22 protein-coding genes and 1 pseudogene are annotated in these 25,586 nt (G+C 49.1%); 5 read left to right on the top strand and 18 right to left on the bottom strand.

Features of this window, described 5'->3' with window-relative positions:
- Position 1: 1 nt before the first annotated feature.
- The 13 genes and pseudogenes from G434_RS21710 to G434_RS21660 form a co-directional block, all read right to left on the bottom strand.
- The gene (locus G434_RS21710; RefSeq protein WP_001195159.1) at positions 2 to 712 is read right to left on the bottom strand and encodes a fimbria/pilus periplasmic chaperone; all 711 of its coding nucleotides are present in this window, start codon (positions 710 to 712) and stop codon (positions 2 to 4) included.
- 362 nt (positions 713 to 1,074) lie between these two features.
- Positions 1,075 to 1,638 carry a type 1 fimbrial major subunit FimA gene (gene fimA / locus G434_RS21705; RefSeq protein WP_001296758.1) on the bottom strand — a complete coding sequence of 188 codons (564 nt, stop codon included), beginning with the start codon at positions 1,636 to 1,638 and terminating at the stop codon, positions 1,075 to 1,077.
- A 433-nt stretch (positions 1,639 to 2,071) separates the two neighbouring features.
- Positions 2,072 to 2,338 (bottom strand): annotated as a pseudogene (locus G434_RS26920) (helix-turn-helix domain-containing protein); the annotation flags it as partial.
- Between the two features lie 402 nt (positions 2,339 to 2,740).
- A complete protein-coding gene (locus G434_RS21700) occupies positions 2,741 to 3,544 on the bottom strand; it encodes a carboxymuconolactone decarboxylase family protein (RefSeq protein WP_000843779.1) in 804 nt (267 codons plus the stop codon).
- 15 nt (positions 3,545 to 3,559) lie between these two features.
- Positions 3,560 to 4,255, bottom strand: a complete 696-nt coding sequence (locus G434_RS21695) for a putative quinol monooxygenase (protein WP_000909117.1) — start codon at positions 4,253 to 4,255, stop codon at positions 3,560 to 3,562.
- Positions 4,256 to 4,400: 145 nt separating this feature from the next.
- On the bottom strand, positions 4,401 to 5,420 hold the full coding sequence (locus G434_RS21690; RefSeq protein ID WP_001200459.1) for an aldo/keto reductase: 1,020 nt from the start codon (positions 5,418 to 5,420) through the stop codon (positions 4,401 to 4,403).
- Between the two features lie 2 nt (positions 5,421 to 5,422).
- Positions 5,423 to 5,995 (bottom strand): NAD(P)H-dependent oxidoreductase, encoded by a 573-nt coding sequence (locus tag G434_RS21685; RefSeq protein WP_000789913.1) that lies wholly within the window; start codon positions 5,993 to 5,995, stop codon positions 5,423 to 5,425.
- A gap of 150 nt (positions 5,996 to 6,145) precedes the next feature.
- Positions 6,146 to 6,337, bottom strand: coding sequence for an amidohydrolase family protein (locus G434_RS21680; protein ID WP_001469139.1), 192 nt, complete (start codon positions 6,335 to 6,337; stop codon positions 6,146 to 6,148).
- Entirely contained in the window at positions 6,288 to 6,707 is a 420-nt protein-coding gene (locus G434_RS21675) for an amidohydrolase family protein (RefSeq protein WP_001322416.1), read from the bottom strand. Before G434_RS21675 ends, G434_RS21680 begins: the two co-directional genes overlap by 50 nt.
- Positions 6,667 to 6,822 carry a hypothetical protein gene (locus G434_RS30250; protein WP_001322415.1) on the bottom strand — a complete coding sequence of 52 codons (156 nt, stop codon included), beginning with the start codon at positions 6,820 to 6,822 and terminating at the stop codon, positions 6,667 to 6,669. The genes G434_RS21675 and G434_RS30250 overlap by 41 nt, the downstream gene beginning before the upstream one ends.
- Positions 6,823 to 6,924: 102 nt before the next feature.
- The gene (locus G434_RS21670; RefSeq protein WP_000854796.1) at positions 6,925 to 7,872 is read right to left on the bottom strand and encodes an aldo/keto reductase; all 948 of its coding nucleotides are present in this window, start codon (positions 7,870 to 7,872) and stop codon (positions 6,925 to 6,927) included.
- Positions 7,873 to 7,945: 73 nt separating this feature from the next.
- Positions 7,946 to 8,635, bottom strand: coding sequence for a type 1 glutamine amidotransferase domain-containing protein (locus G434_RS21665; RefSeq protein ID WP_000801313.1), 690 nt, complete (start codon positions 8,633 to 8,635; stop codon positions 7,946 to 7,948).
- Between the two features lie 8 nt (positions 8,636 to 8,643).
- Positions 8,644 to 8,952 carry a hypothetical protein gene (locus tag G434_RS21660; protein WP_001221046.1) on the bottom strand — a complete coding sequence of 103 codons (309 nt, stop codon included), beginning with the start codon at positions 8,950 to 8,952 and terminating at the stop codon, positions 8,644 to 8,646.
- Between the two features lie 139 nt (positions 8,953 to 9,091).
- Between G434_RS21660 and G434_RS21655 the strand changes: the two genes are divergently transcribed.
- Positions 9,092 to 9,991, top strand: a complete 900-nt coding sequence (locus tag G434_RS21655) for a LysR family transcriptional regulator (protein WP_001057776.1) — start codon at positions 9,092 to 9,094, stop codon at positions 9,989 to 9,991.
- A 397-nt stretch (positions 9,992 to 10,388) separates the two neighbouring features.
- Here G434_RS21655 and hipA read toward each other — a convergent pair whose 3' ends face one another.
- The 5 genes from hipA to lsrR all read right to left on the bottom strand — a co-directional run bounded on the left by hipA (position 10,389) and on the right by lsrR (position 20,754).
- Entirely contained in the window at positions 10,389 to 11,711 is a 1,323-nt protein-coding gene (hipA, locus tag G434_RS21650) for a type II toxin-antitoxin system serine/threonine protein kinase toxin HipA (RefSeq protein ID WP_001125415.1), read from the bottom strand.
- The gene (gene hipB, locus G434_RS21645) at positions 11,711 to 11,977 is read right to left on the bottom strand and encodes a type II toxin-antitoxin system antitoxin HipB (RefSeq protein WP_001296726.1); all 267 of its coding nucleotides are present in this window, start codon (positions 11,975 to 11,977) and stop codon (positions 11,711 to 11,713) included. The genes hipA and hipB overlap by 1 nt, the downstream gene beginning before the upstream one ends.
- Positions 11,978 to 12,187: 210 nt before the next feature.
- Positions 12,188 to 17,608 carry an ECSE_1600 family autotransporter gene (locus G434_RS21640; protein WP_001309508.1) on the bottom strand — a complete coding sequence of 1,807 codons (5,421 nt, stop codon included), beginning with the start codon at positions 17,606 to 17,608 and terminating at the stop codon, positions 12,188 to 12,190.
- A gap of 521 nt (positions 17,609 to 18,129) precedes the next feature.
- Positions 18,130 to 19,722, bottom strand: coding sequence for an autoinducer-2 kinase (gene lsrK, locus G434_RS21635; protein ID WP_000113145.1), 1,593 nt, complete (start codon positions 19,720 to 19,722; stop codon positions 18,130 to 18,132).
- Positions 19,723 to 19,800: 78 nt separating this feature from the next.
- Positions 19,801 to 20,754, bottom strand: a complete 954-nt coding sequence (lsrR, locus tag G434_RS21630; protein ID WP_000154352.1) for a transcriptional regulator LsrR — start codon at positions 20,752 to 20,754, stop codon at positions 19,801 to 19,803.
- Between the two features lie 248 nt (positions 20,755 to 21,002).
- On the opposite strand from lsrR, the gene lsrA reads away from it, so the two are divergent.
- The 4 genes from lsrA to lsrB are packed head-to-tail and all read left to right on the top strand — an operon-like array spanning position 21,003 to position 25,586.
- Positions 21,003 to 22,538, top strand: a complete 1,536-nt coding sequence (gene lsrA, locus G434_RS21625) for an autoinducer 2 ABC transporter ATP-binding protein LsrA (RefSeq protein ID WP_001194898.1) — start codon at positions 21,003 to 21,005, stop codon at positions 22,536 to 22,538.
- Positions 22,532 to 23,560 (top strand): autoinducer 2 ABC transporter permease LsrC, encoded by a 1,029-nt coding sequence (lsrC, locus tag G434_RS21620; RefSeq protein WP_000911170.1) that lies wholly within the window; start codon positions 22,532 to 22,534, stop codon positions 23,558 to 23,560. The genes lsrA and lsrC overlap by 7 nt, the downstream gene beginning before the upstream one ends.
- Complete coding sequence (lsrD, locus tag G434_RS21615) at positions 23,560 to 24,552, top strand: autoinducer 2 ABC transporter permease LsrD (protein WP_001222725.1); 993 nt, start codon at positions 23,560 to 23,562, stop codon at positions 24,550 to 24,552. The genes lsrC and lsrD overlap by 1 nt, the downstream gene beginning before the upstream one ends.
- 11 nt (positions 24,553 to 24,563) lie before the next feature.
- Positions 24,564 to 25,586 (top strand): autoinducer 2 ABC transporter substrate-binding protein LsrB, encoded by a 1,023-nt coding sequence (gene lsrB, locus G434_RS21610; RefSeq protein WP_000172457.1) that lies wholly within the window; start codon positions 24,564 to 24,566, stop codon positions 25,584 to 25,586.

Consider the following 25,586-nt stretch of genomic DNA (forward strand, 5'->3'; position numbering starts at 1 on the left):
CTTACTGCATGGTTGCCTTAATACGCGGAGTTAATGCACCGTAATCATTGATCGTCTGAAAACTGATATCCCCGGTTGCAGCATGCGGGATATCCACCGATACTTCACCTTTTGGCGGCACCATGGTGTTTGGGAGATTGCTATTTCCTGCTTTCATATTTGTTACGGTAATGAAGTAGGGCGTTGGATTAATAAGAGTGAGTTTGCTGCCGCTGCGACGAAACCGAAGCATTGCAGGCGCTTCTTCAGGTGCCATTGCCAGGTTCGTGGGGCGATAAAACATTTTTATGCGGCTAATAATTGCCAGCTGTAATGTATTCTCATTCTTCTGATCTTTTTCCATAGCAGGAATAGCTTTAACATTAACCCAGAACAGGCTTTCACGGTCGCCTGGTAACTGATGATTAGTGGCGTTGATTATCCGCAGCGTATTCTCTTTTTTACCTTGCATGGAAAAAAGCGGTGGCGTAATGACAAACTGGGTGTCTTTTTGGTCACCTGCATTTTCTATCCATGACTGAATGAGATAGACACTGGCAGGATCATTATTCGTGACAGGCAATAAAACCTGTTTCTGGTTTGCCGGATAAATTACCCGCGTCGCACCCAGTGCGACAGCTGCGTTGGCAATGGTGCTATGGCAAGCAAAGAGCAATAAAAGTAACACTGTCGCCATAAAGGAAATAGAGTAGGGGGTACGCGTAGTTTGCATCTGATGCATTCTCCATGTGTTAAGAGGATAAGCGGGAAAACCGTTACATCAGACAATCAGTAAATATTGCTAATACATTGGCGACTCGCCGGGTTTCCAGACTTAATGCGTTTGTAATAAATGTTGGTTCTCTTTTAATAGGAAAACCTTGCTACAAAGTAAATATTTTAAATAACAGTAAGTTTAACTACTGTTGTTTATTGATCGTTTAGATATTATGTGATTTTTTCATACCGCTCCAAAACACAAACTATTCCTCATTAATAATGAGATGAACATTGGTGAATTGCTCGGGTGTGCGTAGCCATGCCACACACACCCTGTTTCAATTTCAGATGACGTATAGCCACCTTAAGATTGAATTATAGATATTGAACTTTGAAGGTCGCATCAGCGTTTGCAGTACCAGCTACTGACTGCCCGAGAGCAATATATCGAGCCTGGAACGGCAATATATTCGTGCCATCAATCAAGTCAGTTTTAGCACTAAAAGTGGCACCATCAAGTATTAATACCTCACCCGTACGGTCCAAAATTTGAATACCGACATTTTGGGCAGAGCCTGCCGCTGAACTCTGCAGCGCTAACGTATCGTCATTACTGGTGACAGTAGTACCCAGGAATGCAACAGCTGCATTACTGGAAACATTGGTATCACAATCATTCAGCTTGATATTGAAGCCAACGGCGGAGCTGAGGTCACCCGCTTTAGCCAGACGAGAAGAACGGACCTGACCCAGCTCAACCGTTTGGTTCATTGATTCTGAATCAATCGCACAAGCGGCATTTACCACTTCACCTTTAAAATGAATAACACCGCCATTAACAGTGGTCGTTACTGATTCATCACCCTCGGCTGCGCTTACCGCAGCAGACGACATCGCCAACACAGAAACGACAATCATACCGACATGTTTGAGTTTCATAATTCTCCAAAATTTATATTTAAGTAGCTTAATAAAGAAAGTTAACAATCAAGTCATTCTGTTATTGCTTATAAAACAAGAATCATTCTTGATGGGATATTGCCCTGAGAATATAGTTTCCAGGGTTATTACATTTCACGAAGAACGATAATATCTTTAAATTACAAGGACACCTAATCACAACAAGTTTATTGCAGCACTTGTTGTAGAGAGTATTTGCAAAGACATTTTATGTCGCTAAATAACATTACGATTTCATTATGCATGTTATTTATAAACAGCGACTAAACAGAATATTATTGCGAACAAGGGAAGTGTCAGGAAAGGTCAAGAGTTACTAATGGTTTATATGGCTAAAAATCATTAGCTATGGTTAATGTTTGCTTTCTGAAACTAACGCCAAATTGCTCTAACCAGATAAATGCAGGGTTTATTAAAGCTGATCGACAGACTTTCTTAACCTGGCAATATCTCTCTTAGGTGACTCTCCAAACATCCGCGAATATTCCCGACTGAAATGGGATAAGCTTTCGTAACCGACAGCATAGGCTGCAGTGGTGACATCGTAATGTTCATTCAGCATCAGTCGCCTGGCTTCATTGAGGCGTAGCCATTTCTGATACCGGAGTGGACTCATTCCCGCAAGCTGTCTGAAGTGTTGATGGAAAGAGGGTGTGTTCATTTGCACGCGGTTTGCCAGCCTGACTCTTCAACGCAGGGAAGATGCGGCAAACGGCAAACCTGCATACCAGCCAGCCTATATCCGGTATGCACAGGCCAATCATGAAAGAGGAGAGGCTTTATGTTCTGGAACCCTGAAGTAATAACGACGACCGTAAAATCGCTTCGCATCACTCAAATTCCATTTAACTATTCTGGGTTTGAGGGATATACATAATTGACTTCAGCACCAGAAACAGCATAACAAACTGTTTTAAATGGATATTAATCAAATGACGATTCAAACTCACAGTTATGAACTCAGTTTTGGTTCATAACTGTGTTAAACGCTGTCCATAAATCACTCGATGTCACGTCTGTTGGTTCATGAACTGTTCGTTCTAATGTTGTGATGTGCGTCAGGTTTTGGTGTTCAGTAATATTACGTTTTACTCGATGAGCGATTGATTAATACCTCTCCGACAACAGGAGCAGCGGTAAATGCGTTTGGCCAGCCAGCGTAAAACGCGGCTTGGGTAACGATCTCCCCAGCTTCCTCAGCAGAAAGTCCATTATCCATCGCTCTGTTAAGGTGATAGCCAATCTGCGCGCTCTGTCCAGATGCGATTAACGCGCTGACCGTAATCAGGCTTCTATCACGGGGGGTTAGCGCGGGTCTTTGCCAGAGATCCAGGAACAGTGGGTCAGCAGTAAATTTAACCAAGCCTGGAGATATTCGGCCAACATTTTTTTCCACTGTCTCTGAACGCTGCTTTTCTGCTTCCTGATTGAGAGGAAGCAGGTCCGGAGAAGCGTCAGGAAGCGCATCTGGCGTGACGCCACGAGTTTCAAATACTGCTTTGGTCACGCTGACGGCTGACATTGCATTTGGCCAACCTGAGTAGAACGCCAGATGGGTAATGATTTCTGATAATTCCGCTGGCGTCACGCCGCTATCGAGAGCGACGTCAATATAGTGCTTAAGCTCGGCAGGCTGGTTGCGGGCAATCAGCATGGCGACGGTCACCACACTACGATCCCTCGGTGAGAGGGCGTCGCGTGTCCACAGATCTTCAGTAATAGCTTCGCGACCAAAGCGCGCGAGAGCCGGTGAGACGGAACGAATATCAGCTTCCGAAATCGCTGACGGTTCTATTTTCATCATAGCTTTACCTCTTGTTTCCTCAGCATTGGCAAAATCAGAAATAACAAGCGACATAGCCGCTGCTGCAAGTACGCTTTTCATGTTAATCCTTACTGGTCAACGTTGCGGCTCCTGTTTGATTCCGCCTTTGTTACGAAGAAATACCGGTTTTACCGGGATTGCGTCCTTCCTGGCGCTCATATGCGCCGTTTGCCTGAGGTAATCCAGGAAGTGCAGCGTTTGTCGGTGCAGTTGATAATCCTCCTCACTGGCGTAAATCTCATAGAAATACCAGCGTTTTGGAGTCTCTGAATCTGTACCGGCATACATGGCTAACACGCCTTTCTCTACTTTGAGCGACTCGACCATTTCAGGAAGGACGATGTTTCTAAATTCGCTCTGAAATTCAGGCTTTACTTCGACGATCACCAGATTATTGATAGTTCGTTCATTCGGTATGATGTGTTTGTCGCCCAGAAACTGTGGCTCCAGGGTAATTTTCTTCTTACTGTCAATAATGTCAGGTGCACGAGCAGCGAATGCTTTGTATGGGGCGGCATTGAGATGTTTGCGATAAGCACGCTCATTTTCATAGAGTTCGAACATGAATGCCTGACCTGAATTGTCGCTGCGTTGCAGGGCATACATCGCCAGTGTACCTGCTTCATGATCAACCGAAGCGGAAATCGTCTGTCTGGCCACGTCTGCAAAGTCGTTGTCCCGATCGGGTCTGATGCCGAGCTCGAAGATATTCATCTCCGGCTTATTCGGCGCGTCCGGTTTTGTTGCAAAGACAGGGCTGCTTATTAGCATGCAAATTAAAAGCATAAAAGTCTTTTTCACGATGATCTTTTTACTGACATTACTGTTTAAGACGTTCGATCAACTGGTGCTGGTAAGAACGTAACCGACCGCTACTGGCGCTCTCAAAGACGAGAGGAGGAAAAGTGAATAAGGGCTATCGCATCCAGACCTGCTTAACATCTTTCGTTTGCGGCGTATTTTGCGCCATGATCCCCGTCAGAACATGCGGCTGGTAGGTTTCTTCCAGAAACTGAATTTCCTCCGGACTTAGTTGAAGATTTACTGCGTTTACCGCGCCATCGACATGAGCTTTTTTTGTAGCCCCTACGACAGGTGATGTGACTTTTGTCAGCAGCCAAGCGAGAGATATTTCCGTCATTGACACCAGATGGCGTTCGGCCAGTTCGGCTACACGCTCAATAATGCTGCGATCCTGTTCAGCCGTGCTGTCATATTTTCCACGCGCATAGTCATCCTCTGTGGCTCGCCGTGTATAGCCTTCTTTACGAGAGAGGCGGCCGCTGGCCAGCGCGCTATAGGGGGTCATTGCGATATTATCCTCAGTGCACAGGCCGAAGAGCTCCCGTTCATCTTCGCGCATAATTAGATTGTAGTGGCTCTGTACGGAAACAAAGGGCGTCAGCCCTTCGCGTTCAGCAAGGGCGTTCGCCTTCGCCAGCTGCCAGGCATAGCAGTTTGAAATACCAACAGCTCGTACTTTGCCAGCAGTAACAGCGGTATGTAACGCTTCAAGCACGTCGATAATGGGCGTGTTGTAATCCCAGATGTGGTAGATGTAGAGGTCGATATAGTCCATCCCCAGATTCTTCAGGCTCTGGTCAAGGGATTGAGCGATTGCCTCTTTTCCGCTGATCCCTCCGGCAATTTGTGCGGGGGTTCGCGGCAGAAACTTGGTGGCCAGGACGATATCATCGCGTTTCGCCATCTCCCGTAATGCCCGGCCAACGTATCGCTCACTGGAGCCATTCTGGTAGGCTATAGCGGTATCGTAAAAGTTGATGCCCTTTTCAAGGCCATAGCGAATGATGTCGCGGCTTGCTGTTTCGTCCAGCGTCCAGCTATGCTGACCCGTCGACGGATCGCCAAACCCCATGCATCCCATGCAGATGCGGGAAACAAGTAAGTCACTTTTACCGAGCCGGGTATACTGCATTGTTATTCTCCCTCTGGATTATTCACGACGGAATTGAGCAGTTCGACAAGCCTTGAAGCGTGTTCCCGGGCAAGCGTTTTTTGCTGCGCGATTTTGTCGGCATCCCGGTCGGCATAGCTGATACCGCAGGTATAAACCGGCGCCAGCAGCTCAAGATTGCACAGCCTTGCCGTGGTTTCGAACGGAATAAGATACTCTTCAATGGTATGGCCAAAGAAACTGTCGACGGTATAGAGCTCCTCTGGCGCTCCCGTTGTAAAGGAGAGGATCAGCTTTTTACCGCCCAGTTTCGCCGTTGAGCCATGCGCGAAGCCGTGAACAAAGACCTCGTCCAGCCATTTTTTCATTAATCCTGGCAGCCCATACCAGGAAAAAGGGAACTGCCAGACAATCACATCGGCCCTGAGCAGGCTTTCCTGCTCCGCCGCGATGTTGAATTTGCCATCCGGATAGAGCCTGTCCAGACGACGAATCTCAACATCAGGAAGGGCGGTCTCCACTTCATCAAGAATAGTGGCATTGGCGACGGAATGGGTAAGCTCAGGATGACCTGAAATAACAAGGATATTTTTCATTTCAATCAGTTAAACATCTTTGGTGAATATTAAATCCAGTATAGAGTGACAACATTATTTTTTTAGAGCAGTAAAGGCTCATTCACTTTTAGGCAAAAACTAATAATTGTCGGCTGATCACAATGTGCTCAGTCATCATGAAACGGTGAACTAAACCGTGATGCCCAGTAAACGTTCTGCATTGCGAAACGCGATGGCCTCTTTTTCAGCCTTGTTGACGGGCAGACTGTCTATAAAGGTTTTTACACCGTCCAGGGTCTGATAGGGATAATCGACGGAGAACAGGATCCTTTCAGCACCCATTAACGCGTAGATAAACTGGAAGTGCGGCAGTGTTAGCATATGACGGGGTAACGTAAACGTGTTCCTGGAAGGTTCTCGTTAGCGTGCGTGACAGACCCGTTGCAGCCAGTGGCAGGCTGTCATCAAGACGCTGGAGCCAGAAGGGTAACATCTCACCCCAGTGGCCACTGATTACCTGCAAGTGGGGATATTTATCAAATGCACCCGATAACATCAGCCGCAACAAATGGATCCCCGCTTCGTGATGCCAGCCCCAGGCAAACATAGAAAGCCTGGAGTTGACCTCTGCGCTGAAGCCCGTGAAGTAGGCCTGCTGTACGCTTTTAAGCGGTAACCCGGGATGAAGATAGAGTGGCACATTCAGTTTATTAAAGCGGGAAAGCAGGGAGTCGGTCAGGATTATGACCATCAGCGACGGTTTTCCCCCAGTCGCCAAGGAAAGGTGCCTGCTCAAGCGCAACAGGCATACACGCTCGCCCTAACTCGCTGTCGAGATAATTTTCTTCGAGGCAAATGATTTTCATATTCTCACCATTCATACAAAGCAGTAAAAGTGATACAGATTAGAATCACCCGGAACAGCCCGTTCGTGTGTGTCATTCATGACAGTCTGTTCCGGACGGGCTTTACACCATCGGTTTTTCCCAGGCGCCTCGTGTATCCACTCTGGTCTCTGCGGCGAGTTGTTCCAGCAGGATGATTTCCTCATCGCGTAACTGGATGTCTGAAGCGCAGGCGGCGTCCAGAACGTGATGGACTTTAGTCGCACCAACGAGGGGAAGGGTACCTTTCGCAATAGCCCATGCGATGGCTATCTGTGCCACGCTGGCATTCCTTTCGGCTCCCATTTTTTTCATGGCGGCGGTTAGTCTTTCTATCTGCGGCAGTACTGCGTTATAACTTTCGGCCCGGCCACTCCCGGCAGGCATGGGATGATTTGAATCATAACGACCACTGAGCGCGCCTTGCTCCAGGACCATGTAAGCAAAGAACGTGATGTTATTTTGTCGGCAATAATCAAGGATCCCGGCCTCTTCAGAAGCGCGATAGAGCAGGCTGTAGTGATTTTGTACTGCACTGAGGGAATAACCGGAAGCGTTAAGGATTTCATTGGCGCGTCTGATTTGTGCCAGATTGTGGTTGGAAACACCTACGCGTTTTACCTTACCGCTTTGTAAAAGTGGGATCAGTCCTGGTGTCCATTTTTCGACGTCGAGGGGATTATGGATCCAGTAGATATCAATCGCGTCCACGCCCAGGCGCCCAAGGCTGGCCTCAAGCATATCGCTGACAGGCTGCGCAGACTGCTTGTCCGCAATCTGCGGCGTGAATTTGGTGGATAAAATTATGTTCTCGCGGGGAAACTGACGGACTAATGCTCCCAGCGCAGTCTCGGAACTCCCCATACCATATACTGCTGCGGTATCCCAGAGATTGAGGCCCTTACTCATGGCCGCAGTGAACACTTCTGCCATCTGAGTATCAGAAAGATGATTACCAAAGACGGTGTCGCCGCCGGCAAAGCCTGTGCCCCAGGACCATGTACCTAGTGCGACTGGAGGTAGTGTTTTCATATTCAGCTCCTGAAAAAAGGCCGGATCGTGGCTGACTTAAACCGGCCAAGTAAGGTGAGTAACGATGAATTAATTAAGCTGTCCGGCGGAGTGCATTTAACAGCGCCACACCAACCCCATGTGCTGAAGCGGGATTCTGCCCCGTGATAAGGCGATCGTCGGTAACCACGTTTTCAGACCAGTTTGGAGCTTCATGATAAAGCGCACCATGCTCGCGAAGTGCGGTTTCAAGCAGGAAGGGAACCACATCTGTTGTGTGAACTTCTTCCTCTTCCTTGTTGGTAAAGGCCGCCACATTTTTCCCTTTTATCAGGTATTCGCCGCTACTGAGTTTTGCGTCAACCAATGCCGCAGGCCCGTGGCAGACGGCTGAGACAATCCCATCACTTTCATACACTTCGCGGATAATACGCTGGGCATCCTGATTATCACGGAAATCCCACATGGTCCCATGACCACCTGCAAAGAAAACTGCGCTGTAATCGGCACCTTTCAGCTCGGATAACGCAGGTGTTGTTGCCAGGCGCTGCTGAAAATCGGTTTCGTTCCAGTACCAGGCGTTAACAGGGTCGCTGAGGTCAAATCCATCCACCGGTGGCTGCCCCCCGCGAATACTGGCTATTGTTGTTTTTATTCCGGCATCTTCCAGTACTTTCAGCGGATGAGTCAGCTCGGCCAGGAAAAAACCGGTTGGTACACCGGATGCGCCTTTAATCGGATGGCTGGAAACGACACATAGCACTGGTTTATATGCAGGTTTCATATCGGTCCTCACTCTTTATTTTTAAATTCATCGGCGAAGAGATTTTCCCAGTTAATAAAGGAGCCAAGCGGTATACACTCGAAGCTTAGTAAGCCTGCTTTTGCCAACGGGAATTCGGCCATAACGTTCATCGCTTCATCGACAGAGTCACATTCAAGAAAAATAGCGACGCCAGGTCTGTCCTGACGGAAGTAGATGTCGCGGATGAAGCCTGATTTATACAATCCCCAGGCGTGCAGCGCTTCAGCGTTGAGGTGCGGAGCATATTTCTCCAGCGATGCTCCAGGGGCAGGGATATCCAGACATAAAATTCGCATCATAGTCTCCTGAACTCAGGTCGTAGTAGAAAGAGACTAAAGTATAAGAGGCGTATTTCAGGAAGATTAGAGGGTCATTGACTTAAGCATTTTTAGACTGTACTTAATAATCAGGCGAGAATTGCTTTAGGAAAACATTATGAATAACGCTCTTTATAACCAGATTCGCATCTTCCAGAGCATTGCGCGGGAGGGCAATATTTCGGCAGCCGCAAGGAAACTGGAAATTACGCCTCCCTCCGTCAGCAATGCACTAAAGCTGCTGGAAGAGTATATCGGTCATCCGCTTTTTGTGCGTACGACCCGCCGTATAGAGCTGACGGAAACCGGTCAATTATTGCTGGAACAGACCGCTGCGGCGGTGGAGTCGCTGGAAAACTCACTTGAAAGCATTCGCGACCAGCATCAGGAGCCCTCAGGGATGGTGCGAATTACGCTCTCGCGTTTTGCCTACCTGTTAATTCTTAAGCCTGCGATGGCAGAATTCTGTCAGCAATATCCGGGTATACAGTTAGAAATTTCGGTCTACGACGGTACCGTGAATATCATCAAAGAGCGTTTTGATCTGGGGATCCGTTTTGGCGATATTCTTGAGGGAGGGGTGGTGGCCCGACCGTTAATGAAACCGTTTCGTGAAGGATTATATGCATCCTCAGCGTATCTCTCCCGACATGGAACGCCTGAAGTGCCGGCAGATCTCTGTCATCACCAGCTGATTGGTTACCGTTTTATCACCAACAACCGCATCCTTCCGCTGCTCCTGAACGATCGCGGTGAGCAGTTGACCGTTGAGATGCCGGGGCAGTTAATCAGCAACGATATTGACGTTATGGCAGACGGGATCCGTAACGGGCTGGGAATTGGGCGCTTGTTTGAGCCTGTCTGGCAGTTACAGCCGGACAGGGAGCGCTTTATTCCGGTGATGGAGAGCTACTGGAAAACCTACCCGCCAGTGTATCTCTATTACCCCAAAAACGCGGGTAAAACGAAAAGAGTGAAGGCCCTGATTGATTTTCTGATATCCACTACGGGGCGATAAAGACGATAACGCCTCGTTCGGTATGGAGATGCATCGAATGGCATTGTGAGTTTTTTTTCACAGATGGGCGTAATCGTCAGTGGATTTTACATACAAGGATAGCGCCCACATACTGACATCATTAATTAACGTTGGGTGAGGTTTACCGGGGGGAGGGGAAAGCGAACCAGGAGATGGAGGTGGCCAATCTGGTACGAACCGCCGCGTAGCTTGCACGGCAAAAGCTGCTGACTGATTCATCAGTTAAGCTACTGAAAGAGCGGAACACATGAACTTAAGAACAAACCCACCATATTTAACATAATATACATTATGCGCACCAACATAAACCAAGGGAGAATCCAGTCGTTGGCGGTCATGATTGTCCTGCTCATTAACAACGGCCAAACCCCATATCTTACTTAATACCGTATTCTCGGCTTAAGCGACGGTGCAACCTCAACACATTGGTTTCAACTGCCGTCACCACGTTCTCCGGAAAATCTGTCGGTAATGAAGTCTTCACGTTATCCAGTGCTGCCGGAATCATTCTGGCAAAGTCACTCAGGATTTCATGCATCTGCACTTCCGGAAATTTCAGCACCTTTGCTGTCGCCAGAAAATGTCGCGGATAAATTTTATCGATTGCCGTTTTTTTGCCTTTGGATGCGTTAAGCCCCATTGCCAGTTTGAGATCGCTGATGTGTATTCCTGCGCCACCCAATACCGGAAATGCTGAAATGATGTCGTAAAATGGCGTGAGTCGATAACTGCCGCCAGCCTGAATAAATACGGAGAAGTTTTTTGCATGGCCATCCGTTGCGCCAATCAACCACTGGAACACCTGAAACTTCATAAAATCATAGCGATCTTTCAGCGCCTCGCTGGACCCCATCAAAAAAGCCATGATCCGCGCGATGCCTGGGCCTCCATCTGATTCATATTTCACCGATGAAGGTAAACCGAATGTCTGACACATATCCTCCTGTGGCAAGCGAAGTAAAACCGTTCGCTCAGCATTCCAACGCCTGTCAAAACGTTCGACCGCTAACGCGCGCACATTTCCCGCTTTAATGATTTCTGCGTCCGGCACATTCAACCCAAGTTCTTTCGCCAGCAGCAGACAGTAATACTCATTATCAACGCTTTGGCTGAGATCGAGCGTCGCATTGGGCTGCCTGATTTCGCCAATCGGTAATTTAATGATGTGCGTCGTCGGCGTTATTCCTTTCGGAATGCACCAGTCATTGCCTATTCTGAGCAGCGCTGTCTTCTCCTGCGCGCCAGCAACCGAGATGCGAAAGTCATTTTCTTCTCTAATCATGCCCAGAGGGATATCTGCTTTATAAGCCGTTAATACTTCTTCAAGTCTGGCTTCAGTAAGCTTTTCCCATGCCATTATCGGATGCGTTACGGTTTCGTCTTCGGGTATTAACGTCACGGCACCAACGCTGTCTCGCCCTATTTCTGACAATAAATCAAACGGTTGTCTGGATTTGGCATGATAACGTTTAACGATCCGGTCACGTACAATCGGGCTATCGGGTAACAGGTTATCGAAGAAGTTAAATACGGCATCAGAGGTGATATTCCCCCTCTGCAATGGCAGCGAAAGTGATAACGGTCTGGCATAACGGTTGGCTAACCACTCCGGTGCATACTTAAAGGTGTGCGCGCCATTGGCTAACTTCGTTAACTCGCCTACCCGCTGGTTGTTCATCCAAGTGACAAGTTTAGGCATTACCACTCCAGATCTTGCTGTTCTGTTGATTCTGGCGAGGCATTTTTCGTGTCGCATAGCGTCATTGAGAGTTCAAGCGACTGTAAAATCTTAAAAAATGTCGTCAGCGTGGTATTGTCAGGATTGTTTTCGAAATTGGAAATTGTCGCCTGCTTAATACCGATTTTTTTCGCCAGCTCGCTCTGCGTCCAGCCATTTTGCTGACGAACCAGTTTCATTGCATTCGCTAATTGCGTTGGGCTATAGATCTTCTGAAAGCTCATCATGTCATACGTCCACAGCATATTTATCCGCTCAAGGGGATATTATCAGTTTTATCCTTTAGTGAGGATAAAGTCAATCTGGAAACACATCTTATCCGCTCTACGGGATAAACGCTGCGATATCCGCGATCGCGGATAAAAAGGAGGATTTAAAAGTCGTTTGAAGTCGGCAATATTAAGCCGCATGCATCTTCGACATGCGGCTTATACGGTTTACCAGCTATATTTCACACCCAGCATGCCCTGAGTATCGCTATAGCCTTTATCACCTAGTTGCACACCGACATTCCCCCACAGGCTAAGGTTGTTATTTACTTTCGCCTCAACCCCGGTACGTACTTCACCGAGATTACGCGCACCATCACGGCTTACGGTTTGACCATTCATCTTCACGGCGTAGACTTTGCTGTTGTTGATCCAGTTCGCTTCAATGTAAGGCTGGAACTCACGCTGTTTACCATTGTCACGCTGGTGATGACTGTTCAGGTAGGTTTTCACCCCAAGTCGCGTTTGCACGTTTCCGTCACCTTCCGTTTCAATGCGTGTTCCGTCCTTCCGGATATGGTCAGAATCTTTCACACCCATCCAGGTGATTTGCACCTGTGGCTGGACGTACCAGGTATTCAGCGTCCCTTCGCTGCCGCTAAATGTTCCCGCTTCAAAGGTATACCCACCCTCAACAGAGGCCGTCACACCGCGAGAATCATAGTCGTCAGCAGAACGGTTATCGGAACTGACGCTGTTATCAAACCAGTTATACAGCGCCCAGCTGTCAACATAAGCGCCGGTCTTATTCGCATCGTTCTGATACCAGGTCGCGTAAATCCCAGCGCTGTACCCGCTGATGCGCCCATCCGATTTATAACCCACACGATTACTCTGAGTATTACTGTGCTGATTGGCATAGCCTGCCATGACGCCGAGATGCCAGCGATCCTGCGCGTTGCTACTCCACTGCGCCAAATCGCCGCCTAGCTGCAATACATAGCGGTTAGCCTGAGTATTTAGCTGACCGTCACCGGCCCTTGAACGTTCGTGCCCTCCGACATGACGCATCCACATACTGCTTGCCGAACCCTGAGAATGCAGTGAATCTGTATACTGCGGCTCACCCAGACGGTCGTGTAAACGATGGCTAAACAGCGAGTTGGCTGCGGCAATGTTGCTGATATAGCTTCCGGCCTCCGGGCGATAAACTGATGGGCCTTCCGGATCCACAACAGGAGGATTATTGATGGGATCGGGTGTATCCGCTGGCGTTACGCCGTCCCATTTACTGGTCAGATACCAGTTTTTCTCGTCATTCCCCTTCCCTTTAGCCAGCGTGTAGACGTAAGCCCCAGCTTCGACAGTTCCGGTGGTCAGCGCGAAGTTACCTGCAGAATTACCGCCGACCTCAATGAGTTCAATACCGTTGACAGTTTGTGCACCGACGCCGCCAATGTTATCAACCCGAACGCGAGTATTCCCTTGGGTATCGCCTTTCACGTTCATCTTATCGGTGGGCGAATTATCGCCGCCCAGCGTCGCGTTGAACGTCATCAGGCCATTGTTTCCGGTATAGTTACCGTTAACGGTCAGTACATTCCCCGGTTTTCCTCCTTCGCTGTTCATTTGAACCGTGCCACCATTCTCCAGGTTACCGCCGACAGTGGTTTTAGCGACACGCAGTGTCCCCCCTGGCATAACGTTCACATCACCTGCAGTGGTGACATTTCCCGACATCACACCGCTGTTATGGATATTAATGTGCTGACTTGCCATATTAATGGCAGAGTCGGAACCGAAAGCAATTTCACCACCCACGATATCCGTCGTACCCTGATACGCCGCGGAATCTTTGTTAAGAGTCAGGATCCCGGTCCCCAGTTTTGTCACATCACCGCTACCGCTGATACTGTGCGTCATCGCCCAGCTACGCTCAGTGGAGATGGTGAGCAGGCCATTATTGATAACGGAAGCATCACCCAGGTTTTTCTGCTCGTTGACGCTGAGCGCGCTGCCTGTATCAATGTTGAATTGCCCCACAAAGCGGCTATTATCGCCATCCAGCTCTACATCTGTCCTGGCGGTTGCGCTCACGATACCCTTCCCGCTTATGCTATTACGCAGTTCGCCGGTCACATTTTTTAGCGTTAACAGACCGTCATTGGCAATATTTCCTCTGCCTAACCCCTGCGTATTATCGAGGCTGACTTCGGCATTTGGGCTAATGCTGGTTAACGCATTGTAGCGTGCATTAAGCCCCTCGATAGCCAGTGTTCCCCCTGTAACATTCAGGTTTCCGCCACCTGTCAGTTCGCCCTGACTGATCCCACCTTTATTCACCGTCAGCGACCCCTCTTTAAACAAAACAGTCGAACCCATCAGCCCGGTGAATGTCTCTACCGTCTGGGCCGATCCATTAAGATCGACGATGGCCGCGTTGCTGATGTTCAGTTCCCGAGTATTGCCCAGCGCGCCATCCGCATCGGTACGTAATGTCCCCATCTGAACGTAGGTTGCCCCCTGATAGTCGTTCTGACCGTTAGAAAGCGAAACCTGTCGCACCGTATTGATTGCCAGATCCCCTTCACCACCGATTTTTGCCGACATATCGGCCGTTGCGCCATAGGCTCCGCCATGTTCGGCTAACGTCAGCTTTTGCCCACCATGGATGTTCAGCGCTTTCAGCCCATAGTTAACGTACAAACCATCACCTGGTGCGGTCGTGAGGCGGAATCCATAATCACCCTCGGCGACCACTATTCCGTTTTGTGCAATGTGTAACGTTTTGTCCGCTTCCACCTCGTCGCCCTGTAAATCACGTAACGTTAATGAGCCACCCGACCCAATAACCGTTTGCGCCTTCACCAGTTGAACGCCGACATGGCTATCATCGTGTTCCAGCAAATTGAGCGTCGTCAGAGGGTTATTCGCCATGGGATCATTCCACGGTTTAGGCACGTCGATAAGCACGTCGCCCGTCCCGTTTACCTGATAGTTACGGCCTTTCCAGGTGTAGTCACCCGCGCCGACAACCAGTGTATCGACGCTGATATATCCCTCCGCAAGCGTCGCAGCAGGTATATCCGTATCGAAAGTGAGCGTACCGCCATTCATGGCTAGTCCACCAATGGATTGCTCTCCCACTTTTACCGATGTGGTATTTTCACTGTCAGACTGCAGCATCGCGTGAGTAAGCGCAGCGGTGTTGTCGCGTTCCAGTGCGAAGGTACTGTCTTTCAGTTGGGCAACACCGGCGAATTCAGTCCCTGCTGCATGGGTAAAGCCAAACATTTTGTCGGAGGATGACAGCTGCACTCGCATCAAGCCATCGCCTTTGAGCGCATTGGTCAGCGTGTAATCTCCCGCACTGTTCGTTGATGCGAGAATGTCGAGCGTACCGGGGCTTGCAATGGTTACTTCACTCGAACCCATGCCAGTTACCCCATCTGCCGTATGTGACGCAATGGTCAGGAGGCCGCCATTGACCAACGTTTTACCGCTATAAGTATTCCCTGCATTGAACACCGTATGGCCTGCATCATGCATCACTTTTCCGTCTTTATCGTCACCCGTAATCAGCATATCGACCTGGTAGCCGGCATCACTGTTATTGGTATGATTAAAGACAAAAACGCCTTCGCCAAGACCAAACTCCACTTTCGTCGCATTGGTGATAAATCCGGCATCTGCCGCCGCCTCACCGTGAGCAGCACCAATGTTTAGCGTTCCTACAGCAGGCGCAAAAACACCTAAGTAAACTTCTCCACCTTCGACATTCAGCGTACCGTTATTCGTCAGGGTTAACGTACCTGTGCCAGTCGTCCCTACGTTCATATTGAATGTTTCAAGAAGAGAGTTCTGCCCATCCACCCGCACGTCGCCCTTACTTTTGTCATTGAGAGCTATTTGTGTATCACGCGCTTTAACTATACCTCCGGTGGTAATATTCAGTTCACCCGCGCCTAATACACCGACCTGTAGTAATTGGGCGTTAGTAGATGATGTCTTTAAATTCCAGAGACTATCCGTTGAAATATTAACTATCCCCTTACCGGAGGCATTTCCTCCGATAAATCCATAGCCCGTTGAATTAAGAGTGGCACCATTACTGACATTTACGATGCCGCTACCAAAATTACCGACATTGATACCTACAGTATCGAACGATGATGTCGCATCCATCAGGTTCAGTGTGCCGATACCGCTTGCTTTATCGCCCAAAAAAGTAATATTTTGCGATACGAACTTACCGCCATCGCTGATATTGAGGTTTCCGACACCCGCAACACCAATGGTGGTATAGACATTCTTATTGACCTCCCACATCCCCCCCGTGGTGATGCTGACATTCCCGACGCCGGTTTCTCCATAACCGAGTGAGCTTCCTCCGTTGCTGACAACAAGCCCCTCATTACTGATATTCATTTCGCCGTGGCCGTCATAACCAAGATTAGTTCCGAGATTAGTGATAACGGAGTTCTTATCCTTAATAGTAATGTTGCCTGTGCCTGTTTCTTTCATCCCCGCAGTGATAATTCCCGAATCTACTTTTCCTTCACTCGAGACATTAAGTTCACCGTCGCCAGCATCACCGATATAGATATAGCGGAAAGCTTCGCCCGTTCCGAGGAAATTCCAATGCCCTTTATCGGTCACGTTGACGACACCGTGGGACCCGTCCTGAACGCCCACAAATGAATATTCTTTGTTATTAATCAGTCCATTATTGGAAATATTGACTTTGCCATTACCGAAATATCCATTATAGAGTCTGCGTACCGTGATAACAGAGTCTTGATCCTGCACATTCAGGGTTCCGATACCGGTGGCATTGCCACCGATAATCGTATTTTCAGCCGTAATCAGCCCCCCCTCGCGAATAGTCGCTTCCCCCGTGCCTTGATTGCCAATTTGAAATTCAATTGAGGAATCATTATTTTTTATTAGCCACTCGCCACCCTTTTCAACGACAACCTTACCATTGCTGTTCGCCTGATATCCTACAATGGCGACGATTGAACTCGTGACGTAACCCTTATCCGTAATATTTAATGAGCCTGTACCGTAACTCCCTATTTCGAATAATTCGGTCGTCAGAACCGAGTACTCTCCCTCAACATTGACCGTCCCGACGCCTCCTGTCGAAGAACCTATCCTTAAATATCCTCCGTCAACGTGACCCTTCTGTTTAATATTCAGCGTCCCCGTACCGGATTGACCCACATTTAAAGGCCTTGCATTATTTCCGCTATCATACAATCGCCAGGTGCCACCCAAAACATTAACGGTACCCTCCGAGTCCTCATTAGCGCCAATGACGCTGGTAGTAATAGTGGTTAAGGAAGCATTACCGCCAGCCAAAATATTAAGCACTCCAGTGCCATACCACCCAACCAGGTAGGCATCGTAAGCAATATCAGTATTAATATTGGTAATCTGACCATTATCAACTTCCAGACTCGCACCACACGCTGAACCGCTTAGTGCCAGCAAAACACCCAGCGTCAATCTACTGAATTTCGTTGTCAGTCCAGAGGATTTACGCAAATTAACCGTTGATGTTTTACCTACCCTGCGAGTTAATTCCGAGCAGGCCTGAAATACCTGTAGGGTGCAATTCCATATCACGCGATAGATTCTATTCATATAAACGCTCCATATACAAACAATACAGCCACGAAAGAGATGAGTCGTCAGACATTAAAAATGAAACTTATTAAATTGTCAGAGGTCTGTATTGAGTGTTGGTTGGAGGTGGGAAGGTGTCAATTTGGCTAATTTGCTAATACTTTCGAAGCGATAGATTAAAAATTGCATAGTTCTTATTTTATTTAAAAATGAACCATGAGTTATTGTTGCTTAATAAGAAAAATGTTTCTTTCAATAAGAAAATTACCATCATCATATTTAACAAAGAATAGCACTAATTGCTAAAAAAAGAAGTTTATTAAACCCCTTTTTCATCCATTAATGCCTTTAGGAATATTCGATATAAAATAAGGGTTATGCTTAATGCTTTAAGAAAAATAGCAATTTCCCCTTGAATATATTACGGGCGATGGAACGATGAATCTGCAAGCTGGCATTTAACAAACCAGCTCTAAAAGAAGGGAAATAAGAATACTCAAAAAACAGCCACGGTCATCATGATGTGGCTGTCAATGAAACTATAACCCAGGCGCTTTCCATAACGACGTCGTCAGTCCATGATCAACCAGCCCCAGCTGATCCTGATAAACTGCCTGCCACTTATCCCGTGAATCCTGATAAAGTTCATGCTTTTCCGGGTCTGGTGTGTGCGTCCGTTCCCAGCGAACCAGGCGTTCTCCGGTTTCTGCCATTGATGAAAAAATTCCGGCACCGACGCCAGCTGCAATGGCACATCCTAATGCGGTGGCTTCTTTGACCACCGGAATATTGACGGGTAATCCCGAGACATCAGCGAGAATTTGACTCCATAATTTCCCTTTTGAACCTCCGCCTGCAAAGACTAACGATGAAGGATGAATATTCGAGAAATCAGCGATTTGTTGCAAATTACACGCTGATACAATCGCCGCATTTTCTTCCAGCGCACGGAACAACGTCGCTTTGTTACATTTATCCGGATCAATAGACAAATTAATAAAGGAAGGCGCAGCGTGATACCAGGTTTTAAAGCGCATTCTGTCGGAGAATATCGGCATTACGCCCCACGACCCAGGCGGCACCCGACTTGCCATCTCTTCCAGCAGCGTATAGGTGTCGATGCCTAAACGTTCGGCAATCAGTTTTTCTTCGGCACAGAAAGCATCGCGGAACCAGCGCATGGTGAGTCCGGTAAAAAAGCTTATAGATTCAGCTTGTACCATGCCAGGAATAACATGAGGATTAACGCGCACGTTCATTTCTGGGTCTGTCACCGGCGCGGCTAAGTTTACAACTTGCTGCCAGAATGTGCCGCCAAGAACAGCGGTTTGTGCCGGACGCACAACGCCTAACCCCAGGCAACCAAGTTGCACGTCGCCTCCTCCAACGACCACCGGAGTGCCCGCCTTCAGACCGCAGAGTTCCGCCGCTTGTGAACTTACCACGCCCAGCAATGTGCCGGTTTCTTTGACAGGAGAAAGAATATCGGCCCGCAGTCCGGCCATATCCAGCAATGCAGGTTTCCAGTCACGGGTGGTTAGGTCAAGAAGTCCCGTGGTGCCAGCGTTAGAGGGATCCACCGCCAGTTCGCCGCTGAGCATATAGGCCAGCCAGTCGCTGATCATGGTGATGGTCGACGCCTGTCGGTAGATATCAGAACGATGGTGCGCCAGCCAAAGTAATCTGGGAATAGCGCTTAAAGCCAGCGTTTGTCCGGTGGCGCGATAAACTTCGTTTTCAAAGGTATTGTTGTGCAGTTCTTTAAGTTCGCTAACTTCGCGCGCCGCTCTGGCATCCACATTGGCGCAGGCCCAGATCGGTGTTCCTTCATTGTTATATAAAACAATGCCTTCGCGCATCGAACATGCCGAAACGGCAGCGATATACTCCGGGGCTATGCCGGCGTTGTGCAGCGCCTGGCGCATACACTCACACGCCAGTTGCCAGTTTTTGTTGAGATCAAACTCCATAGAACCAGGAACGTCCGGTACTGCCAGGTGCCGCCACTCCGCCTGTCCCACTGCTATTTGATTGCCTTCCAGGTCGAATATCACAGCCCGAATACTTCCGGTGCCTGCATCCAGCGCCATCAGGTAGTACTTTGATTCTGAAGGGGTAAAGAGTCGAGCCATTAGATTATCCTCGGCTTATGCGTTCTGTCTGTTCCTCTGTACGTTCTCCATCATTCCCGGTAATAAGGTCATGCAAATTTAACTACGTAAAATCGCCGCTGCAGTATCCTGATCGGTAACCAGTGCGTTGATATAACCGCCTTTCATTGCAGCGGCAATGGCTTCGGCTTTATTTTCTCCCCCTGCCACGCCAACCCGGACGGGAATAGTCTTCAGCGCGCTTAAAGGTAAGCCAATCAGTTCGTTATGTATTTTGATATCCGTGACAACGTCACCTTTTGCATCAAAAAAGTAGCCTAAAATGTCGCCAACAGCCCCTTTTCGACCAATCATTAACTGTTCGCCCTGGCTGATATAGCCGGAGCGAATGATTGTTGCGTCGTCTTGTTGACTCACAGCCCCAATGCCGACAATCGCCACATCCGCTGCTTGCGCGGCTAGCAGAACATCTTTGACGCAATTTTCATTTTTTAGCGTACGGGCAATGTCAGCGGAGGATGCCCGCAACGGAGCCGGAATAATATTCACACTGCACGCCGCGTTAAGCTGCCCGATACCCGTCATATAAGAACCGACGCCACCGGAGAGCGTGACCAGGCGAATTTGCTGTGACGAAATAAAACCACTTAAGCGTTGCAGCGTATTCATGGTTGCCTCGCCAAAACCAATCGCCAGCATCTGTTGTGGTTGAAGTAAACTCATCAACATATGCGCCGCGCCTATCCCTAGTCGCCCGCCGACATCAGCATCCGCAAGCCCTGGGATCACCCGGACATGTTGCAGCGAAAACTGACGACGTAATTGTGTTTCATATTCCAGACAGCCTTCAAAGCGAGAATTAATCTGTACGCGAATAATGCCGGATTGATGCCCTTTCTCCAGTAATCGCGACACTTTCAAACGGGTCAGGCCGAGACGATCGCTGATCTCACTCTGGGTCAGCCCGTCGTGGTAGTAAAACCACGCAATCCGCGCGACCTGTTCTTCTTCACACATTCCCTGTTCTGAAATTACCGAATCGTTGATTGTCATAATTCATTCTTCACTTTGAACATACTTAAATCTTTAATGCAATTGTTCAGTTCTTGCGCATTTATATCTGTGATGGCAACCACAGTTTGACTCTACGAGCATGAACAAACGCAACCGTGAAAATCAAAATAGCATAAATTGTGATCTATTCGTCGGAAATATGTGCAATGTCCACCTAAGGTTATGAACAAATTAAAAGCAGAAATACATTTGTTCAAAACTCACCTGCAAAACTGAACGGGGGAAATATGCAAACGAGTGATACCCGCGCGTTACCGCTACTTTGCGCCCGCTCGGTTTATAAACAGTATTCAGGGGTTAATGTCCTGAAAGGCATCGATTTTACGTTGCATCAGGGGGAGGTCCACGCCCTGCTCGGCGGCAATGGTGCCGGTAAATCGACGTTAATGAAGATTATTGCCGGTATTACCCCTGCTGATAGCGGTACGCTGGAGATTGGGGGCAACAACTACACCAGATTAACGCCAGTTCATGCTCATCAGCTGGGTATTTATCTCGTTCCCCAGGAACCGCTGCTTTTCCCAAGCCTGTCGATAAAAGAAAACATCTTGTTTGGGCTGGCAAAAAAACAGCTCTCCATGCAGAAAATGAAGAACTTGCTGGCGGCGCTGGGCTGCCAGTTTGATCTGCATAGTCTGGCAGGCTCACTGGATGTTGCCGATCGCCAAATGGTGGAAATCCTCCGCGGGCTGATGCGCGACTCGCGGATTCTGATCCTCGATGAACCTACCGCCTCGCTTACCCCCGCCGAAACCGAACGTTTGTTTCGTCGCTTGCAAGAGCTGCTTGCTACTGGCGTGGGTATTGTTTTTATCTCGCATAAGCTGCCGGAAATTCGCCAGATTGCCGATCGAATTAGCGTGATGCGCGACGGAACCATCGCCTTAAGCGGCAAAACCAGCGAACTGTCTACCGACGACATTATTCAGGCCATCACGCCAGCGCTACGGGAAAAATCGCTCTCTGCCAGCCAAAAATTATGGCTGGAATTACCTGGCAACCGCCCACAACATGCCGCCGGAACGCAGGTGCTGACACTGGAAAATCTGACCGGCGAAGGTTTCAGGAATGTCAGCCTGACGCTCAATGCCGGAGAAATTCTGGGCCTGGCTGGGCTGGTGGGAGCCGGACGCACAGAACTGGCCGAGACGCTCTATGGTCTGCGTACTTTGCGTGGCGGACGCATTATGCTGAATGGTAAAGAGATCAATAGATTATCCATCGGAGAACGTTTACTGCGCGGTCTGGTTTATCTGCCGGAAGATCGCCAGTCATCCGGACTGAATCTCGATGCTTCACTGGCGTGGAACGTCTGCGCCCTCACTCATAACCTTCGTGGATTCTGGGCGAAAACCGCGAAAGATAATGCCACGCTGGAACGTTATCGTCGGGCGCTGAATATTAAATTTAACCAACCAGAACAAGCTGCACGGACCTTATCCGGCGGCAACCAGCAAAAAATCCTGATTGCCAAATGCCTGGAAGCTTCGCCGCAAGTATTGATTGTCGATGAGCCGACGCGCGGCGTGGATGTCTCGGCGCGTAATGATATCTACCAACTGTTGCGCAGCATCGCCGCACAGAATGTGGCTGTGCTGCTTATCTCCTCTGATCTCGAAGAGATCGAACTGATGGCAGATCGCGTGTATGTGATGCATCAGGGCGAAATTGCCCACTCTGCACTGACCGGGCGCGATATTAATGTCGAGACCATTATGCGCGTTGCCTTCGGCGATAGTCAGCGTCAGGAGGCGTCATGCTGAAATTTATTCAGAACAACCGTGAAATCACGGCACTGCTGGCGGTGGTGCTGCTGTTTGTATTACCCGGTTTTCTCGACCGTCAGTATTTAAGTGTGCAAACGCTGACCATGGTTTATAGCAGCGCGCAAATCCTGATCCTGCTGGCAATGGGCGCGACGTTGGTGATGCTCACGCGCAATATCGATGTTTCGGTAGGTTCGATTACCGGAATGTGCGCAGTGCTGTTGGGAATGTTACTGAACGCGGGGTATTCACTACCTGTTGCTTGTGTCGCGACTTTACTGCTTGGTTTGCTCGCGGGATTTTTCAACGGTGTCCTGGTCGCGTGGCTAAAGATCCCTGCCATTGTCGCCACCCTCGGTACATTAGGATTGTACAGGGGCATCATGTTGCTGTGGACTGGCGGTAAATGGATTGAGGGGTTACCCGCCGAACTGAAACAACTCTCCGCCCCGCTACTGTTTGGCGTTTCAGCAATTGGTTGGTTGACGATAATTCTGGTGGCATTTATGGCCTGGCTGCTGGCGAAGACGGCGTTTGGACGCAGTTTTTATGCCACGGGCGATAATTTGCAGGGCGCTCGTCAACTGGGCGTTCGTACGGAAGCCATTCGCATTGTGGCATTTTCGTTGAACGGCTGCATGGCGGCACTGGCGGGGATTGTGTTTGCTTCGCAGATTGGTTTTATCCCCAACCAGACCGGTACCGGGCTGGAGATGAAAGCAATTGCAGCCTGCGTGCTGGGCGGCATTAGTTTGCTCGGCGGTTCCGGCGCGATCATCGGTGCGGTACTCGGCGCATGGTTCCTGACGCAGATCGATAGTGTACTGGTGCTGTTGCGCATTCCGGCATGGTGGAATGATTTTATCGCGGGCCTGGTTCTGCTGGCGGTGCTGGTGTTTGATGGACGCCTGCGTTGTGCGCTGGAACGTAATCTGCGGCGGCAAAAATATGCCCGCTTTATGATGCCACCGCCATCCGTTAAACCCGCTTCGTCAGGTAAAAAACGGGAGGCCGCGTAATGCGTATTCGCTACGGTTGGGAACTGGCTCTTGCCGCACTGCTCGTTATTGAGATTGTTGCATTTGGTGCAATTAACCCGCGGATGTTAGATCTCAATATGTTGCTGTTCAGCACCAGTGACTTTATCTGCATTGGCATTGTCGCCCTACCGCTGACGATGGTGATTGTCAGTGGTGGGATCGATATTTCGTTTGGTTCGACCATCGGCCTCTGCGCCATTGCATTGGGCGTATTGTTTCAAAGTGGTGTGCCGATGCCGCTGGCGATTCTCCTGACCTTACTGCTCGGCGCATTGTGCGGGCTGATCAACGCCGGATTAATTATCTATACCAAAGTTAACCCGCTGGTGATTACGCTTGGCACGCTGTATCTGTTTGCCGGAAGCGCCCTGCTGCTTTCCGGGATGGCCGGAGCGACGGGGTACGAAGGTATTGGTGGATTCCCGATGGCGTTTACAGATTTCGCTAACCTGGATGTACTGGGACTCCCCGTTCCGCTGATTATCTTCCTGATATGTCTCCTCGTTTTCTGGCTCTGGCTGCATAAAACCCATGCCGGACGTAACGTGTTTTTAATTGGGCAAAGCCCGCGTGTGGCGGTTTATAGCGCGATTCCAGTTAACCGCACCTTGTGTGCGCTCTATGCCATGACGGGGCTGGCGTCTGCGGTCGCCGCTGTGCTGCTGGTATCGTATTTTGGTTCAGCACGTTCCGATCTCGGTGCGTCGTTTCTGATGCCCGCCATCACCGCCGTAGTGCTCGGCGGTGCCAATATTTATGGTGGTTCTGGTTCCATTATCGGCACCGCCATTGCGGTTTTATTAGTGGGATATTTGCAACAAGGTTTGCAAATGGCAGGAGTGCCAAATCAGGTGTCCAGCGCCCTTTCCGGTGCGCTACTTATCGTCGTTGTCGTAGGTCGTTCCGTTAGCCTGCATCGCCAGCAAATTAAAGAGTGGCTGGCGCGTCGGGCCAATAACCCATTGCCATAAAGGATATCTTCATGACACTTCATCGCTTTAAGAAAATCGCCTTACTTAGCGCGCTTGGCATTGCCGCAATCTCTATGAATGTGCAGGCCGCAGAGCGTATTGCATTTATTCCCAAACTGGTTGGCGTGGGATTTTTTACCAGCGGTGGCAACGGCGCACAACAAGCGGGTAAAGAGCTGGGCGTTGATGTGACCTACGACGGGCCGACAGAACCCAGTGTTTCTGGTCAGGTACAGTTGATTAATAACTTCGTCAATCAGGGCTATAACGCCATTATCGTTTCTGCGGTTTCGCCTGATGGCTTGTGTCCTGCACTGAAACGCGCCATGCAACGTGGTGTGAGAGTGCTGACCTGGGACTCTGATACCAAACCGGAGTGCCGCTCTTACTACATTAATCAGGGAACGCCCGCCCAGTTGGGAGGTATGTTGGTGGATATGGCGGCGCGTCAGGTGAATAAAGACAAAGCCAAAATCGCGTTTTTCTACTCAAGCCCCACCGTTACGGACCAAAACCAGTGGGTGAAAGAGGCGAAAGCGAAAATCGCCAAAGAGCATCCAGGCTGGGAAATTGTCACTACGCAGTTTGGCTATAACGATGCCACTAAATCGTTACAAACCGCAGAAGGAATATTAAAAGCCTATAGCGATCTCGACGCCATTATCGCCCCCGACGCCAACGCCCTGCCCGCTGCCGCACAAGCCGCAGAAAACCTGAAAAATGGCAAAGTTGCGATTGTCGGATTCAGTACGCCAAACGTGATGCGTCCGTATGTGGAACGCGGCACGGTGAAAGAATTTGGCCTGTGGGATGTGGTTCAGCAAGGCAAAATTTCAGTTTATGTCGCGGATGCATTATTGAAAAAAGGATCAATGAAAACGGGCGACAAGCTGGATATCCAGGGCGTAGGTCAGGTGGAAGTCTCGCCAAACAGCGTTCAGGGCTATGACTACGAAGCGGATGGTAATGGCATCGTACTGTTACCGGAGCGCGTGATATTCAACAAAGAGAATATCGGCAAATACGATTTCTGA

It is taken from the genome of Escherichia sp. KTE172, from assembly GCF_000408845.1.
GTDB lineage: Bacteria > Pseudomonadota > Gammaproteobacteria > Enterobacterales > Enterobacteriaceae > Escherichia > Escherichia coli.

Excerpts from the sequence above, each read along its gene's own strand:
- lsrK (WP_000113145.1), bottom strand. The coding sequence starts at position 19,722 with ATGGCTCGACTCTTTACCCCTTCAGAATCAAAGTACTACCTGATGGCG.
- lsrR (WP_000154352.1), bottom strand. The coding sequence starts at position 20,754 with ATGACAATCAACGATTCGGTAATTTCAGAACAGGGAATGTGTGAAGAA.
- G434_RS21700 (WP_000843779.1), bottom strand. The coding sequence starts at position 3,544 with ATGAAAAGCGTACTTGCAGCAGCGGCTATGTCGCTTGTTATTTCTGAT.
- lsrA (WP_001194898.1), top strand. The coding sequence starts at position 21,003 with ATGCAAACGAGTGATACCCGCGCGTTACCGCTACTTTGCGCCCGCTCG.
- lsrD (WP_001222725.1), top strand. The coding sequence starts at position 23,560 with ATGCGTATTCGCTACGGTTGGGAACTGGCTCTTGCCGCACTGCTCGTT.
- G434_RS21690 (WP_001200459.1), bottom strand. The coding sequence starts at position 5,420 with ATGCAGTATACCCGGCTCGGTAAAAGTGACTTACTTGTTTCCCGCATC.
- G434_RS21695 (WP_000909117.1), bottom strand. The coding sequence starts at position 4,255 with ATGCTAATAAGCAGCCCTGTCTTTGCAACAAAACCGGACGCGCCGAAT.
- G434_RS21675 (WP_001322416.1), bottom strand. The coding sequence starts at position 6,707 with ATGGTCATAATCCTGACCGACTCCCTGCTTTCCCGCTTTAATAAACTG.
- G434_RS21685 (WP_000789913.1), bottom strand. The coding sequence starts at position 5,995 with ATGAAAAATATCCTTGTTATTTCAGGTCATCCTGAGCTTACCCATTCC.
- G434_RS21660 (WP_001221046.1), bottom strand. The coding sequence starts at position 8,952 with ATGCGAATTTTATGTCTGGATATCCCTGCCCCTGGAGCATCGCTGGAG.
- G434_RS21710 (WP_001195159.1), bottom strand. The coding sequence starts at position 712 with ATGCAAACTACGCGTACCCCCTACTCTATTTCCTTTATGGCGACAGTG.
- fimA (WP_001296758.1), bottom strand. The coding sequence starts at position 1,638 with ATGAAACTCAAACATGTCGGTATGATTGTCGTTTCTGTGTTGGCGATG.
- hipB (WP_001296726.1), bottom strand. The coding sequence starts at position 11,977 with ATGATGAGCTTTCAGAAGATCTATAGCCCAACGCAATTAGCGAATGCA.
- G434_RS21640 (WP_001309508.1), bottom strand. The coding sequence starts at position 17,608 with ATGAATAGAATCTATCGCGTGATATGGAATTGCACCCTACAGGTATTT.
- G434_RS21655 (WP_001057776.1), top strand. The coding sequence starts at position 9,092 with ATGAATAACGCTCTTTATAACCAGATTCGCATCTTCCAGAGCATTGCG.
- G434_RS30250 (WP_001322415.1), bottom strand. The coding sequence starts at position 6,822 with ATGAAAATCATTTGCCTCGAAGAAAATTATCTCGACAGCGAGTTAGGG.
- G434_RS21665 (WP_000801313.1), bottom strand. The coding sequence starts at position 8,635 with ATGAAACCTGCATATAAACCAGTGCTATGTGTCGTTTCCAGCCATCCG.
- lsrC (WP_000911170.1), top strand. The coding sequence starts at position 22,532 with ATGCTGAAATTTATTCAGAACAACCGTGAAATCACGGCACTGCTGGCG.
- hipA (WP_001125415.1), bottom strand. The coding sequence starts at position 11,711 with ATGCCTAAACTTGTCACTTGGATGAACAACCAGCGGGTAGGCGAGTTA.
- G434_RS21670 (WP_000854796.1), bottom strand. The coding sequence starts at position 7,872 with ATGAAAACACTACCTCCAGTCGCACTAGGTACATGGTCCTGGGGCACA.
- lsrB (WP_000172457.1), top strand. The coding sequence starts at position 24,564 with ATGACACTTCATCGCTTTAAGAAAATCGCCTTACTTAGCGCGCTTGGC.
- G434_RS21680 (WP_001469139.1), bottom strand. The coding sequence starts at position 6,337 with ATGCTAACACTGCCGCACTTCCAGTTTATCTACGCGTTAATGGGTGCT.